Genomic DNA, 15,828 nt, shown 5'->3' on the forward strand with positions numbered 1-15,828 from the left:
CCGACAGCCCGCGACGTCCTGTCCGGCCTGGAGGTTCCGGCAGGGGATCACACCTCTATGGCGGCCTGTTCTTGAAGGGATTCCGATGGTAAGTGTGGTCACCGGCGTTTGCATGGGGGACCGGCGCACGGGGGCAGGGTGGACGAATTACCGCAGGGCCGCGGCAGATTGGGGGCACAGGACGTCGCCGTGTCGCAGTACGTGCCGGCGCCATCGGTGGTGTCGCACAACCAGTTCGACACGCGGACACCACTTCAGCAGGTGTTCTACTGGGCGCCGGATGAGTGGGAGCAGTTCACCTGTGAGTGGGTCCGCATGCGCAGGGAGGAGCTCGGCTATCTCGGCGTTGAAGTCCTCGGGGGCACCAACGATCGTGGTGCCGACGTCGTGGCGTTCATGAGCGATCAGCGGCTCAACGGTGTCTGGCACTGCTATCAGTGCAAGCACTACGCCGCGGAGCTGACCCTCGACGACGCACTGCCCGAGATGATCAAGCCCTTCGTGGCGACGCTGGAGACGAGCAGAACCCTCCCGACCCGCTATACCTTCGTGGCGCCGAGGATCCACCCGCGCCTGAAGGACATCGTGCTGACCCCGGCTGAGCTGAAGAAGCGGTTCCTGTCCTACCTGGACGGACGGACCCGGCCGGTCGCCGCGCTGTCCCGCGAAACCCGGGACGCCGTGCGCGAGCGGGCTGCCCGCACCGATTTCTCGATGTTCTGGACCGTGAATCTGGACGAGGTCCTGGAGGTCTACAGCAAGTCGCCGCTGTTCGCCTCCCGCTTCAACCTGCCGCCCTCCGGCGAGCCGGCCAAACGGATCCCTCCTCCCGTTCCCGGGGCCGACGAAGCGCGCTACCTCCAAAAGCTCTTGGACGTTTACCAGGAGAAGTTCGGCGCGCACATCGCGACCGTCCAGGATGCGTTCGAACACCCGTCCTCGGGGCAGCATCTGGGACGACAGCGCGTGGCGTTCTTCGACGCGGAGTCCTTGCGCATGTACGCACGGGAGAGCGTTCCCGGGGATGCGTACGAGGAGCTGCAGGACGATGTGCTGACGAGCCTGATCGAGGTGGCTGACATGGACTTCCCCACGGGGTGGGAGAGGCTGCAGACAGTCCTGACAGCGTCCGGCCAACTGACCCCCACCGGCACACCGCTGCTGTCTCTTTTCCGCAACAGCCAGCGCAAGGGTATGTGCCACCAGTTGGCGAACGACGACAAGCTGACGTGGTGCCAAGGGGGCTGCCAATGAATCCGCTCAACAGCCCGGTTGAAGTGGGGATGCGGGCGCTGGTGCTGCTGGCCCGCAGCCACCCAGACCCGCTCGACCTGTCCTGGCTCGTCGTGCTGGACCACGCCATGCTGCACAGCGGTCAGTTCGACGGCCCGCCCAGCCTCCATCCGCAGCTTCCCGCCCAGCCGGGCGAGCTCGGTATGAAGCGCCGCCTGGTACTGGAGGGCCTTGAGGTCTTGATGCGCGCCGGCCTCGCCACGGTCGAGGCGACCGGCGCCGGGCTGGTGTATCAAGCCACCGAGCGCGGATCGGGGTTTGTCGGGATCCTGCAGTCCCCCTACGTCGGTGACCTGAGCCAGCGTGCGCAGTGGGCCATCGATCAGTTCGCGTCGACCACCGACGCCGCGGCCGCAACTCGCGATATCACCGCCGACTGGTACGCGGAGTTCACCGCCGGGACGCAGCACTTGGGGGTCGGCGGCCATGGCTAGCCTCACTCTGACGCATCTGACGTACGCGGGCTCGGGGCTGCCCACCGCCAGCGTGGAATTCGACCCCGCCCTCACGGTGATTTACGGATCGTCCAACACAGGTAAGACGTTCATTGTCGACTCCATCGACTACATGCTCGGCGGTCACGTGCGGCCCTCCATCCCGCGCGCGGACGGCTACAGCCAGATCCTGCTCGGCGTGCTGCTGCCCGACGAGAGCCCGCTGACTCTGGTGCGCAAGCCCGGCGGCAAGAGCATCTATGTGCACCATGCCGATCTGCGTGAACTCGTCCACGACGCTCCCGATGCCGTCGTCTCGGCCCGCAGGATCCGCAGCCGCCGTGACATCTCGCACTATCTCCTCAGCAAGGTGGGCCTGGACGACCGGTACATCCGCACCAACGAGGCCGGGAACACCGAACTGCTCAAACTTGCCGACCTGACGCACCTGTCCGTGGTCACCGACACCCGGATGATCGATCCGAACCCGCCCACGCAGCGCACGCGGGGCACCGCGGCGCGCACCGCAGCACGCTCGGTCATGAAGCTGATGCTGACCGGCGAGGACGAACCTCCGGCCACCAAACTCCCCAACGCCACCCAGCGACGCATCCAGAGAAGCAAGATCAACCTACTGGATTCGCTGGCACTGGACCTGCACGCCAAACTCTCCCGTGACCAGGCCCCGGCACAGGCAGAGCAGCAACTGGCCCGCCTCGAAAACACGCTGCGGGACATGACCCGCTCCCTGGCCCGGGAGTCCGAACAGCAAGCTCAGGCCGTCGCCGCGCGCACGCAACTCGCCGAGAGCGACGCCGAGCTGGAGATGCGCCTGGCCGAGATGCGCGACCTGCTGAGCCGATTCGACATCCTGCGCCAGCAGTACGAATCGGACCTCGCACGCCTGGAAATGGTCAGCGAGGCCGGCAACCTCCTGGGCTACTTTCGGGTCGGGCGCTGTGTCTTTTGCGGGGCGGAGCCGGAACATCAGCACGCCCAGCACGGCCATCAGGAGACCACACGGCTGCACGAGGCCGTCCTCGTCGAATCCGCCAAGACCCACTCGCTGCTCGCCGATCTCCGGCTGACCATCACGGACCTGGAAGCCCAGCGCGACGAACTGACACAACGACGGGCCGACGTGGCGCGCCGCTGCGGTGAAGCGGACAGTGCCCTGGCACAGATCGAGGCACGGCTGGCTCCCCTCAACGAAGGACTGCAAGAGGTCGTCGCCGAACGGCTGCGCCTCGAGCGGGACCGGGAGCTGCGCGCCCGCCTCGACGAACTGGACGCGCACCGCGCCGAACTGGTCGCCCAGGGCGCCCTGCCCTCCCGCCGCACCGAATCCCTCATTGCCGGCAGGATCCTGACCTCCTTCGACCAACTCCTGCAACGCGCCCTGGACTCCTGGCGGATCCCGCACGTTGAAGCAGCAGGCTATGACCCCTACGGCGGGGACGTGAGCGCGGGCGGGACCACCCGCGCCGGCCACGGCAGAGGCATGCGGGCTCTACTGCATGCCGCCTTCTCGATCGCCCTCGCCCGCTACTGCCTGGACCGGCACCTCCCGCACCTCGGATTCCTCGTCCTGGATTCACCCCTGGTGACCTACAAGGAGCCGGACTACGACGCCGACCGCATCCCCCCCAACGTGATCGACCACTTCTACCGCTCGTTCCTCGACTTCCCCGGCCAGGCGATCGTCGTCGAGAACGCAGCTCCGCCGCCCGACGTCGTCGAACATGCCCGCGTCATCACGTTCAGCGGCACCGGAGAACGTCCCGGGTTCTTCCCCGCCAACCCCACCAGTGGCCTTCCCGGAACGCCTGGCTGATCTGCCCGTGCCCTCTTGGCTGAAGAAAGCCGACCCGGAACATGTGAACGCCTTCTCGGTGAAGCTCGCCGTGGCGGCCGCCCCACTGCTGCGGCGCGCCGCGCGGGCCGGAGCCGTCGCGCCGACCGTGATGACCGTCGCCGACCTGGTCCGCTGGTCACGGGCATCGTCCTGGCCACCGAACACCGTCCGGACCCCGCCGCCGAGGCGCACCGACCGCTCGACTTGGCCATCGCGGGAGTCAGTCCTCACAAGGGCGAGTGAGGGGTGGGCTTGCATCTGTTTATGGACACCGCAATCGAGACGCCCGCAGGGCTGGAATGCGGAACCGGGCAGCGGTCATCACCGCTGCCCGGTTCCGCACCTCAGCGGGCGGGCTTCGGCGCCGTCACATAGCGAGCGAGGAGATCGTTTGCCGTGAGGTGATTCGCGGAGACCTGTTCGGCGACCGCAGCAGCGTCCATCCAGCTGCCGCCCTCGGCCAGCGCCTTGACCATGGCGCGTACGGCCTCACGCAGTGCGGTCAGCTTGGGAGCGGTCACGATCCGGCACCCGGGCGGCGCTGTCGCGTTGCGCTCCAGAGTGTTGACCGGATGCAGCAGTACCGGGGTCGCCATGCACGTCGCGTCGTAGGTGTCCGTGAACCAGTTCATCGAGTGCGCCAGCTGCTCGACGGAATCGCGCCAGATCTTTTCGGTAGTGGCCTCGGACTTTGCTTCCAGTACGAGGTAGCGCAGGTTTCCCAACGCCCACAGCACATCGGGTCCGTTACCGAGGGTGCGCTCGGGGCGCTGCGTCTCGAATCCGAGGTGCAGGCCCAGCTTCTCCAGCGCGGCCTCGAAGACGGGGGCACGCGTCGGATAGACAAGATCGTCCAGCAGCGCGTCCACGCCCAGCAGGAGACCGTTGCGGTCGCGGTAGGTGTGGGACAGGTAGCTCGCCGCGAGCCTGGCCTGCACATCGGCGGGGCTGATACGCGTGGCCTTCACGCCGACCAGAGGGCGCGTCAGGGACGGATTGTGGCGCAGCGCCCCCACCAGGGTCTGCTGTGCCTTGGCCGGGTCCAGGAAGTTCTGGTAGGCGGCCAGCTGTTCCTGCAGCATTCCCTTCTCGGCGGGATCTTCGGTCGCGTTCACGGCCTGGCTGGTCAGCGATGCGGCCTGGGCGTACTGCTGGATGACGGCCTGGTCGAACGCCTCGCGGGAGAGCTCGGCGACCGGGGAGACATGTCCGGGAGGGAAGGCGACACCGGCCAGTTTCTGCCGGGAGACCCTCACCCAGTCGGGGTCGCGGTCCAGGACCTGATGGACCACGGCGCGGATCTTCTCCAGCGGCTGTCCCTCCAGTCCGCGGGCGACCTCACGGGACAGGTCGATCTGCGCGCGGGTCGCGGGCCCGAACTGACCGCGGTGCTTGGGGGCTGCCATCAACTGAGACAGACGGGGTCCCATGAGCAGAACCACGCAGTGGTCGTTGACGGACCGAACCCCGCGGCCCATGCCCTGCTCGATGCGCTGCAGCTGCCGGGTGACCATCTCCTCGGAGTCGCCGAGCACGATCTCCTCGCGGCGGGTCAGCCCGCCGTAGGCCTCGGGCAGGCCGTCCACGACCAGGACGTCACAGGCCGAGCGGGGCAGGTCGATGCCGTCGTACTTGTTGACCAGGACGACCAGGCCGACGTGGTCCTCCTCGCGCAGGCGCCGCACGGCGTGGGCGATGTCCTCGGACTTGGCTGCGGTGACGGCCGCGTGTTGCTTCCACTGGGCGGCCTTGGCATACGACGGCGCCAGGACCACGACATTGACGGATGCGGCCAGGTCGGCGGCCATTCCGCGCACGGCGTCGTCCGAGATGGCCGGACTGATTTCGCGCGGCGCCAGGATGAGGCGGTCACCGAGGTATCCGGCGCTCGCGGGCACGATCTGATTCTTCACGGTGTCGGCGGAGGCGGCGAAGTCCGTCACCAGCACGCTGTCGTCGGCCAGCGTGGCGGTGAGGTGGATGCGCCGGCTCGCTCGGGTGAAGCTGGCGATCTTGCCGATTGGCGGATGCGGCGGCTGGATCTCCAGGCCGAACGCCGTGAACACCGCGCGACACAGCGGCAGCACATCCTTGACCAGCGGCCAGGGCCACTGCAGGATTTCGTCCTTGCGCAGCGCATGGAGTTCCGCCGTGACTGCAGGGATGTGACGCTGCCAGGCCCAGAACGGCACCTCCACGGCGGCAGACGGCACGCCGCCGGCGATGTCCAGGAACTGGGGTTCGGACTGCTGGCGCAAGTCGTCCTCGAACAGGTCCAGCAGGGTGTTGAAGGCCTGCTGGTGGTTCGTTTTGGAGACGGTGAGGGTGAACTTCTCCCGCACCGTGGCCAGGGCCGCGTGCGCGTCGTCGACGACGATCGTGCCCACGTTCTTGATGGGCTTGTCCCCGCCTAACAGCCCAAACCCGCTCTTGCCGTTGATGATCCGGTGCAGGCTCAGGACACAGATGGCCTCGCCCCGAATGAAGCGCGGAGCCTCCCGGTCCGTGACGATGTCCAGGCCGAGCTCGGCGGCCTGCTGGGCCGCCTGCTCGGCGAGGTAGGGGTCGGGGGCCAAATAGAGCGCCGGCCCCACCCCTTCGTTGAGGCTGGACTGGCACATGATCAGCCCCACGAGCGTCTTTCCGGCTCCGGTGTTGAGCTTGACGACGAGATCCCGCTCCGTGCGGCGCCGGTACCACTCCTCCAGGACCTGCCCTTGGGGATCGCGGAGGAACTCGTAGTGATCTGCGCGGGACAATGCATTGAAGAGCACCCGCGGATCGGTTGGCGCCGATGCCGACGCGTCGCCGAGGGAAGCAAAGTCAAACCCCACATGAACCCCAATTGTCGTGGCATCTGGCCCAGTTGCGACATCAGCGGACTATCGTACCAATGCGGCACGAGCGCAGACATGCGGTTTGTGTGCCGCGCGGGGCGCCAACGCGATGCCGTCTGGCGATGGCCCGCCCCGGTCACCCGCCGGGCTCCAGTCACCAACAAAGTGCAGGTCTACGTACGGAAGTACGTGCCGTGCGGTCCGTTTGCGGGATCAGTGACGTGCGTCCTGTAAGGCAGTCGTGTTGAGGCTGGCGGCTTCCGGCGCATGCCTTCCTTCTTTAGTAACTCGACCTGGGACGACAGAGTGGCTTGTCCGAGGTGCGGAGCTCGTTCCCGCTTGAGGCCGTGGGGTACATGTCAATCCACGACAGGCCGCCGAGGTCGAGCTGATAGCGAGCCCGAGTCACGGCGACGTAGGCAAGGCGGGCGTCCATGTCGTTGACCGGCTCCGGAATCGGGCGGCCTCGGGCGTCATGCTGGTCGGTGTCCTTGGGCGGAGGGAAGTCGTCGGCGATCTTGACGGAAGGCCATTCGCGGCCCTTGGCCTTGTGGGCCGTGGAGACGGTGACGTCGGCGTGCTTCTCGTCGGTGAGTTCGTCGACGGCGGCAAGGATGGCGTCGGGTCCGTGTGTGTCGACGAGGTCGACGAAGGGCTGGAGGTCGCCTCCGGCGGGGTCATAGGTCGCGTAGTCCTGCAGTTCACCCCAGGACGTGAAAAGGACTAGTTCCGGGTGGCTCGTGCGGCGGCCTTCCTTGAGGTCACGTGCGGCGAGTGCCAACGCGGACAGAGTGTGTCCACCGCGGGTCAGGGCGACGCGGTGGCCTGCAGCGAGCACAGTGACGGCCAGCCCGTCGGCCTCGGCCGGCATCGACGCCACTGAGGTCGCGAACGTCGTCGAGGTCGCACCCGTGGACGACGGGAGTGCTGCCTCGACGCAGCTGTCCCGCTCACAGCTCGCCACCGACGACAACCCTTCAGCGCAGCCGCCCGCGTCAGCCGATCCGTCGCTCCAGCCGGACGACGCCGCCGCCCCGACCGCGGAGCCCTCCGCAACGGACACGCCCGACGCGACGGCATCGGCCTCCGCGGACCCGGAAACGAGCCCGTCGCCTCAGCCCTCGGACTCGGCCTCCACGCCGCCCGCCGCCGACGCGGATACGGTGTCGCCGGACCAGGTCGAGGTACGGGTCCTGGACCACGATGACGTCGCCCCGGCCGGAGGCATCGGCCTGGGCGTGCAGGTGACCCGTACGGACGGTGTCACCACGCCCGGGCAGGTGCAGGTTTCGATCGACTACTCGGGCTTCAAGTACGCCTACGGCGGCGACTTCGCCGACCGGCTGCGTCTGGTGAAGCTGCCCGCGTGTGCCTTGCAGACGCCGGACGCCGAACAGTGCACGCAGCGGGAGTCCGTGCCCGTGGACAACGACACTGCTAAGGGCACGCTGACCGCGACGGTCGAGGCGGAGCCTGACAGCGACGGCCTGTCCTCGCAGCTGGGCAGCGGCTCGGCCTCCGTCTATGCGGTGACCACGGGCTCATCCTCGGTCCAGGGCGACTACCGGGCCTCCACCCTGTCGCCGACTGGCTCGTGGGACGTGTCGACCGGTTCGGGTGCTTTCACCTACGACCTGCCCATCGGCCTGCCCACGCCCGCGCAGGGCAGCGCGCCGTCGCTGTCGATGTCGTACAACTCGCAGTCGGTCGACGGGCGGACCTCGGCGACGAACAACCAGGCGTCCTGGGTCGGCATGGGCTGGGACCTGAACATCGGCTTCATCGAGCGCCGCTACCGCAACTGCACCGAGGACGGCCTGGAGACGATCGGCGACATGTGCTGGGACTCTCCCAACAGTTCGAAGGAGCGGGACGGAGCCGTCTACGTCATCAGCTTCAACGGCGTCACCTCCCAGCTCATCCAGGACGGCACCGGCACCGGGTCCTACCACGTGCAGGACGACCCGGGCTGGCGGGTGCAGCACATCACGTCGGGCGGGTACGGGGCGGATGACGAGTACTGGGTGATTTCCACCCAGGACGGCAGCCGCTACTACTTTGGTTGGGGCCGCAACGAACGCACCCAGGGCTTGACCGGATCGGTTTTCACCGAACCTGTGGTGGGCAATGACGCGGGCGAGCCGTGCCACGCGCAGTTCCCGGAGCCGTGCACGCAGGCCTGGCGGTGGAACCTCGACCGCACCGTCGACTCCAACGAGGTGGAGGCCGCCTACTACTACGACAAGGAGACGAACTACTACCGCTCCGTCGCCAACGCCGACAAGGCCCGCTCCTACACCGCCTCCGGCTACCTCAGTCGCATCGAGTACGGCTGGGCCTCCCAGATCTCCGGTTCGAAGGCGACGGGCAAGGTGGAGCTCAGCCACGTCAAGCGGTGCGTGGAGCGCATGGAGGAGACGGACCCGCTGCGCGACGAGCCGAGGGCATGCCCGTCGATCTCCTCCAGCCCCACGTCCTATCCGGACGTGCCGCTGGACCTGATGTGCGACGGCACCGCCGCGGACTACTACTGCGCGGGCAAGACGTACTACCCCACGTTCTTCAGCACGGACATGTTGTGGGACATCAAGACCTATGTGCTGAACACCACCGCTGACGGGTGGGACCTGGTGCAGCAGTACCAGACCAAGCACGGCCTGCCCAACCCCGAGGGCACCATCGGCAAGACGCTGTGGCTGGACTATGTCCAGCGCAAGGCCTACGGCAATGGCACGGACAAGGTACTGCCCGTCATCAACTTCAACGGCGTCGACCTGGACAACCAGGTGGGCTCCAGCGAGCTGAACTTCCGCCGCGTCAACACGATCCACGGCGACCTGGGCGCCACCACCACCGTCACCTACGGCCAGCCCGACCCCTGCGACATCGACAACCTGCCCAGCGAGTCGTCCAACACCAAGGACTGCTTCTGGCAGAAGTGGACGCCCGAGGGCGGCAGTGAGAAGACGGGCTGGTTCAAGAAGTTCCTGGTCACGAAGGTGACCGTCGACCCGACGGTCACCAGCAGCCAGGACGGCGCCCCGGAGATGACCACCAGCTACACCTACAACGGCGGGGCCGGCTGGCGCTTCACCAACGACCCCCTCACGGCGGACAGCGACGAGTCGTGGTCGGACTGGCGCGGCTACCACGAAGTGGAAGTCACCAGCGGCAGCGGCGCGGTCAAGCACACCAGTGTCAGCTGGCTCTACCGCGGCCTGGACGGCGATCGCACCTCCAAGTCCGACTCGTCCAAGACCCGGTCGGTGTCCGTCACCGACGGCCAGGGCACCAGCTATACGGACTCTGCCTGGCTGCAGGGCCAGACCATCGAGACCTCCAGCCGCGACGACGCAGGCGACTCCCACGAGCGGGTCTTCCACGACTACTGGGTCCACACCACCTCCACGTACGACGGCCTGCCTGACGCCCGCTTCGTCCGCGAGGACCAGACGACCACCGAAACGAAGGTCTCCTCCGGTACCGGCTGGCGCACGCACGTCGTCCAGCACGAGTACGACGAGACCAGTGACCGGTCCACCACGTACGGACTGGCGCTGCGCGTCGACGACCAGGGCGAGAAGGGCGTCGCCGACAACCAGTGCACGACCTGGGGTCGCACCGTTAACACCGACGCGTTCGACGGCTCGGACGTCAAACGCTGGATGATCCTCATCCAGGAGACCCGCCACTACGACACCGTCGGCGGATCCTGCGCGGACCGGACCTCCTCGTCCTCCACCCAGGACTCTTACAGCTACACCCTGTACGACAACGCCGCCTCGGTGTCTGCGAACCACCCGGTCGACGGAAACGTCACCGGAACTGGCACCTACACAGCGGCCGGTGACACCGACCCACAGCGGGCGACGTTCGGCTACGACGTCGCGGGCCGGCAGATCTGGTCTCAGGACGCCGACCTCAACCGCACCACCACCACCTACAACCCGGCCAGCAACTGGCCGGTGGACGGCATCGTCACCACCACCGCTGATCCCGACGGAACCGGATCCACCCATCCCCTCACGCCGTTGACCACCACCGCTTGGCTCTCGCGGTTCTGGGGCGTGCCGTACCAGACCAAGGACGCCAACGGGAACATCACCAAGACCACTCTGGATGCGGCCGGACGCGCCATCGAGGTGTGGAAGCCCACCGAAACAGGCGACAACCCGTCACTGAAGTTCGACTACAGCATCCCCACCACGACCAGCGGCACCGTCCCGGACTCTGTCGTCGGCTACCCCATGACGACGAAGTCCGCCCTGCAGTCCGGCAGCACCTACCTCACGTCCTACGACTACATCGACGGCCTCGGTCGCGCCCGGGAGACTCAGGTCAGCCTCCCGGGCGACCCGCAAACCCCCCCGTACCGGCAGGTCGCGGTGACCCGGTACGACTCGGCCGGCAACGTCACCGGCACCTCCGCCGTCTTCCGCAGCGCAGGCATTGCCGGCGGCCCCAACCCGGTGAGCCCGGCCGTCGAGGACCTGCCGTCCTACACCGACCTCACCCTGGACTGGGCCGGCCGCGCCACCATGTCCCAGACCCTCGTCGGTGATGGCTCCAGCACGCGGCCGATCGCCGAAGGCCAGACCTGGGCCGCCTACTTCGGTGACTACAGCACCGTCACGTCGCGGGTGCCCGGGGCCACCGACGTCTACACCAATGTCTTCGGGCAGACCTCTCAGGTCGTCGAGCACAGCGGCAGCAGCACCTTCACCACCAATTACGCCTACGACGACAAGGGCCAGCTGCAGAAGATCACCGACACCCGTGGCAACACCACCGTCTACAGCTACGACTGGGCCGGGAACCGCACGCAGGTCCACGACCGGGACGCTGGCGACTCCACGACGAAGTACGACCACAACGGCCGCATCAGCTCGGTCTCGAACAAGGTCGACCCGAACAACCCGCAGCTGATGACCAACACCCTCACCTACGGCTACGACCACCTCGGACGAAAGACGTCCGTCAGCAGAGGCCTCACCACGCTGGCTTCCTGGCAGTGGGACGGCGTCGGGGTGAGCGGCGGCAAGGGCCAGATCACCTCCGCCACCAGTACCGACACCAACGGCAACAACTACACCGTCAAGACTGGCCCCTTCGACAGTCGCGGCAGACCAACCAGTACCACCATCACCCTCCCCGCCGTCACCGGCCTGGCTGGCGACTACACCACCAGCTACGACTACGACGCCGCCGACCACATCACCGCAGTCACCTACCCCGCCGCCGGCGGCCTGGCCGCGGAGAAGGTCACCACCACCTACAACGCTCACGGCCAGCCCACCAATCTCGCCTCCACCACGCAGACGTACATCAAGAACACGGTCTACGACTCCTACGGCCTGCTCACCGAGCGCGACTACGGCTCGCCCGTCGTCGGCGCCAACAAGGTCACCGCGCAGCGCAACTACGACTACGACTACACGGACGGCACCCGGCAGCTGACGGGCATCACCACGACCACCAGCGTCGACCAGGTCACCACCCAGCAACGCCAGCAGGACGAGTACACCTACGACGACGCCGGCCGCATCACCGAGATCCGGGAACAGGCCACCGGCCAGACCGCCCAGTCCCAGTGCTTCACCTACGACGATCAGGCCCGGCTCACCGAGGCGTACACCCGCACCGGCAGCTGCCTCTGGCCGTCGGGCTCTGACTTCGTCGGCACGTCCCCGTACCAGACCTCGTACAACTACGACCGGCTCGGCAACCTGCAGTCCGTCACCGACACCGACTCCGCCGGGAAGGCCGTCAACCGGGACTACCTCTACCCCGGCTACGACGACGCCGGAGTCTGGAAGACCGCCAACGCCGCCCAGCCGCACGGCGTCCGCAAGATCAACATCAAGACCGGCAGCACCGTCACCGGCACCGAGGACTTCACCTACGACACCGCCGGGCAGATGCTCAAGCACGTCGAGCCCGGCAAGACCTCCGACTACACCTGGACCCCCCAGGGCCAACTCGCCACCGCCACCACCACCGACTCCGGCGGCAGCAGACTCACCCGCTACACCTACGACGCCGACGGCACCCTCCTCGTGCGTACCACTCCGCAGGAGACGGTCGCCTATCTCGGCGGCATGGAGGTGCGCACCGACGGCAACAAGACCACCGCCACCCGCTACTACACCTGCGGCGGCGCAACTGTCGCCATGCGCACCACCACCGGCACCGACAGCGGCGACACGCTTACCTACCTGATGGCCGACACCCAGGCCTCCACCCAGGTCTCCGTCGATGCTGCCACCGGTGCCACCACCCGCCGCCGCTACACCCCCTTCGGCGACGAACGCTCAGGCACCCTGCCCACAGGCACAAGCAACGGCTTCCTCGGCAAGACCGAGGACACCAGCACCGGTCTCTCCCTCCTCGGCGCCCGCGCCTACGACCCCCACCTCGGACGCTTCCTCAGCCCCGACCCACTCGTCACCCCCGACAACCCGCAGAACCTTTCCGCCTACAGCTACAGCAACAACGACCCCATCGACCTATCCGATCCCTCGGGCCTGGCCGCCTGCATGATGGATGGGCCGTGTGGCGGCGTCCCGCAAATAGAACATTGGGCAGAGCAAGACCAGGAGGCCAATCCGCAGAATTATGATGGCGTAGATAACAGCGGCTCTGACACTGCCTCCTCGGTTGTCTCCGGGATTCCTGGCTCCACCTCCGACGGGTTCTACGATGCCTGGGAGATCGAATACGCCAAGGCGTCGCAGGCGTGGCAGCAGCAATACGGCGAGGACCTTCCCGCGGACCAAATCGGAGCAGTAGGGCAGCAAGTCTGTTGGGAAGTTGGATGCACCGAGGAACAGAGAGGATACTTCTATGACATCTACATGAACCCGGCGAAAATAGCCGACATTGCCGCCCAGGGCGATATACCGATGGGCGAGCTGTACCTATTGGGGATCGGGAAAGGGATCACCAAAGCCAAGACATTTGGCGGCTGTGCGCAGTGCTTCCTGGCCGGCACTGATGTCCTCATGGCCGACGGAAAGACGAAAGACATCGATGATGTGCACGTCGGTGACAAGGTCTTGGCAACTGATCCCAAGACTGGACAGACTGCCTCCCGCGAAGTCTTGCGACTGATCATCACGGAGGACGACAAGCACTTCAACGAACTGTCTATTGCCACAAAGGACGGTATCGAGAAGCTCACAGCCACTAACGAGCACCCCTTCTGGTCTCCCTCTCGAGACGACTGGGTCCCGGCGGAAAAGCTCCGGCCAGGCATGACCCTCCGCACCGACACAGGCGCCACGGTCATCGTCACAGGAAACCGCCCCTTCGCCAAACACGCACGCACCTACAACCTGACGGTTGCGGACCTGCACACGTACTATGTACTTGCAGGTGAGACACCGATACTCGTTCACAACAGCACCTGCCCGTTCGGTGGGCGTTGGAAATTGGGCGAAGATTATTCCAAGCCCAACAAGAATGGCGTCCCGCCAACCATGTCCACCATGCGCAAGCGGTTCTGGAAGAACGAAGCGGCGGAGCCGATGGCCGCAGACCAATATGGTGCCGCGAACATCAAGCGCATGAAGCACGGAATGGCCCCACGGCGGCAACGTCCAGACGGATCTTGGGAATCCATGGAGCTGAGCCATGAACCTATTCCCGAGCGGGATGGCGGTATGTTGCTAACACCACGATGGCCAGAGGATCATGTCATCATGGATCCCGGCGGACACCGTAGGCTCACGCCCGGATACTAACGCTGCGAACGGGGCGCGGCACCGGGCTTCTGGTGCCGCGCTCAAGCGCGTTGCTCAGGTTGGGACGATCTAGGAGACTTCAGGTGAGTATTAGCGGGGCTCAGGCAGCGGCCTTCTTCCGCGATATCGCTCGGACTCGTACGGTCTGGTGGGTTCGAGACGACGACGGCGGTCCGATCCCGGTCGCAACTTCTGGGCACCTGGCTTTCCCCTATTGGTCGACGGAAGCCCGTGCGCAGCGCGCCGCCGAGCTATGGGGTCCTCAATTTCGAGCTGTTTCAATGCCACTGGATCATTGGCGAAGCGCGGCCCTGCCGGACCTAGCCAAGGAAGACCTCCGGGTAGGAATTAACTGGAGCGGACCGCGCCTAACGGGATGGGACTTCACTGTCAGTGAAGTGGTCAATCGTCTCAACCACGCGCTCGGCGAGCCACCATACGGCCAGTAGATTCGGCCGAGTGACGGGATGTCGCAACGATCTCAAAGCGTGCACAGAGACGGAACTGACCCCTTGAAAATAGTGCAGAGGCCCCACCGGGGTTTGCTTCCGGTGGGGCCTCTGGGGCGCTTAACGGCAGTAGTTGACGGCAACGTCAGCGGACGGGGGTGGCGCAGGTTGGCGGTTCGTCGCCGTTGACCGTCCCAGTGGCTTCCGGGCCAGTGAGCGCGGCGCTAAGACCGTGGCCTACGTGGTGAGGCGGACGAGCCGTTTGTAGATTCTGGCCTTGTGCTTGGCGGCCGTCGTCGGCACCGACGAACGGTGCTTGGCCGCAAGAGTCTTGAGCATGGACGTCTCCATGACCCATTGCAGCCGATGCAGCCGGAAGACATCTCCGGCAAGCAGGTAGTACTGGGCTATGCCCCGGTAAACGGCCCCGAACGTCGCAACGATCACGTGATCACTGCTGTTGATCAGAGCCTCTCTCTTCGCGGGTTTCCCGCGGGCAAGATACGGGTAACACTTGGCTTTGATCACGTCCCGGGGGGGCACGGAGTGCGATCTGGCCGTTGACGCGTCGGTAGCATCCGGTCTTCTTCGTGTCGTTGTGCTGGGTCGTAATCTCGTAACCGAGAAACCGCGCTGCCCCGGTGCGGGCGTGAGTGATCAGGATCTTTTCCTGGGACAGCTCCAGCCTGAGTTCATCACGCAAGAACTGGGCCAGGCGCAGCTTGATCTGCTCGGCCTCGGATTTCGGTCCGGCAAAACCCAGGAGATGATCGTCCGCATAGCGGATATAGCGCAGCCTTCGATATCCCGGATCATTCGGATCCGAACTCGGCAGGCTGACCATCCGCTGACGCAGCATGCGGGCCTGGGCCCGGTCACCGCGCCGGCGGGCTTTCGCCAGCAGACTCTGCATCTCCAGATAAGCCGGGTTGCGTGCCCGGCGATCTCCTCGGGTGTACTCCAGGATCAGAACCGTCTCGACGAACTAGAGCCTGTCTCCTTGACTTGACGTGAACTCGAGACGCTGCCGCCTGGCTGTGAGCAGAGTGGCCCGTCACCTGTGCTCGGGGCCGGAGAGCCCGGAGTGGAAGAGAAATAGCGGCAGCAGACGATAGGCCGGGCAAGAGGCCGACAGCTGGTTCCTGTGGTGCCCGTCTCGAACCGGCCAGCCCCTCTGCTCGCAGCCCACGTGAGTTGGCCGGCGCCGGGACGGGGCCC

Annotated in this window: 6 protein-coding genes and 2 pseudogenes; 5 read left to right on the forward strand and 3 right to left on the reverse strand. The window is 66.2% G+C overall.

Annotated elements, in window-relative coordinates:
• Nucleotides 1-189 precede the first annotated feature (189 nt).
• Genes ACZ4RZ_RS21715 through ACZ4RZ_RS21725 form a run of 3 tightly spaced genes read left to right on the forward strand, consistent with a single transcriptional unit; the run spans nucleotide 190 to nucleotide 3,561 of the window.
• On the forward strand, nucleotides 190-1,254 hold the full coding sequence (locus ACZ4RZ_RS21715; protein WP_467746742.1) for an ABC-three component system protein: 1,065 nt from the start codon (nucleotides 190-192) through the stop codon (nucleotides 1,252-1,254).
• Nucleotides 1,251-1,727 carry an ABC-three component system middle component 2 gene (locus ACZ4RZ_RS21720; RefSeq protein WP_467746743.1) on the forward strand — a complete coding sequence of 159 codons (477 nt, stop codon included), beginning with the start codon at nucleotides 1,251-1,253 and terminating at the stop codon, nucleotides 1,725-1,727. The genes ACZ4RZ_RS21715 and ACZ4RZ_RS21720 overlap by 4 nt, the downstream gene beginning before the upstream one ends.
• Nucleotides 1,720-3,561, forward strand: a complete 1,842-nt coding sequence (locus tag ACZ4RZ_RS21725) for a hypothetical protein (RefSeq protein ID WP_467746744.1) — start codon at nucleotides 1,720-1,722, stop codon at nucleotides 3,559-3,561. Before ACZ4RZ_RS21720 ends, ACZ4RZ_RS21725 begins: the two co-directional genes overlap by 8 nt.
• Nucleotides 3,562-3,926: 365 nt before the next feature.
• Here ACZ4RZ_RS21725 and ACZ4RZ_RS21730 read toward each other — a convergent pair whose 3' ends face one another.
• Together ACZ4RZ_RS21730 and ACZ4RZ_RS21735 are read right to left on the reverse strand one after the other, a co-directional pair.
• Complete coding sequence (locus ACZ4RZ_RS21730) at nucleotides 3,927-6,341, reverse strand: DEAD/DEAH box helicase (protein ID WP_467746746.1); 2,415 nt, start codon at nucleotides 6,339-6,341, stop codon at nucleotides 3,927-3,929.
• A 358-nt stretch (nucleotides 6,342-6,699) separates the two neighbouring features.
• A pseudogene (locus tag ACZ4RZ_RS21735) lies at nucleotides 6,700-7,257 on the reverse strand (3'-5' exonuclease); the annotation flags it as partial.
• A gap of 1 nt (nucleotide 7,258) precedes the next feature.
• On the opposite strand from ACZ4RZ_RS21735, the gene ACZ4RZ_RS21740 reads away from it, so the two are divergent.
• Nucleotides 7,259-14,161: a polymorphic toxin-type HINT domain-containing protein gene (locus ACZ4RZ_RS21740; protein WP_467746747.1), complete on the forward strand. Its 6,903-nt coding sequence runs from the start codon at nucleotides 7,259-7,261 to the stop codon at nucleotides 14,159-14,161.
• Nucleotides 14,162-14,244: 83 nt separating this feature from the next.
• Nucleotides 14,245-14,610 carry a DUF2750 domain-containing protein gene (locus ACZ4RZ_RS21745; protein ID WP_467746749.1) on the forward strand — a complete coding sequence of 122 codons (366 nt, stop codon included), beginning with the start codon at nucleotides 14,245-14,247 and terminating at the stop codon, nucleotides 14,608-14,610.
• Between the two features lie 267 nt (nucleotides 14,611-14,877).
• Here ACZ4RZ_RS21745 and ACZ4RZ_RS21750 read toward each other — a convergent pair.
• Nucleotides 14,878-15,595: pseudogene (locus tag ACZ4RZ_RS21750) on the reverse strand (group II intron reverse transcriptase/maturase); the annotation flags it as partial.
• Between the last annotated feature and the right edge of the window lie 233 nt (nucleotides 15,596-15,828).

Source organism: Streptomyces sp. NPDC027189 (genome assembly GCF_055566975.1).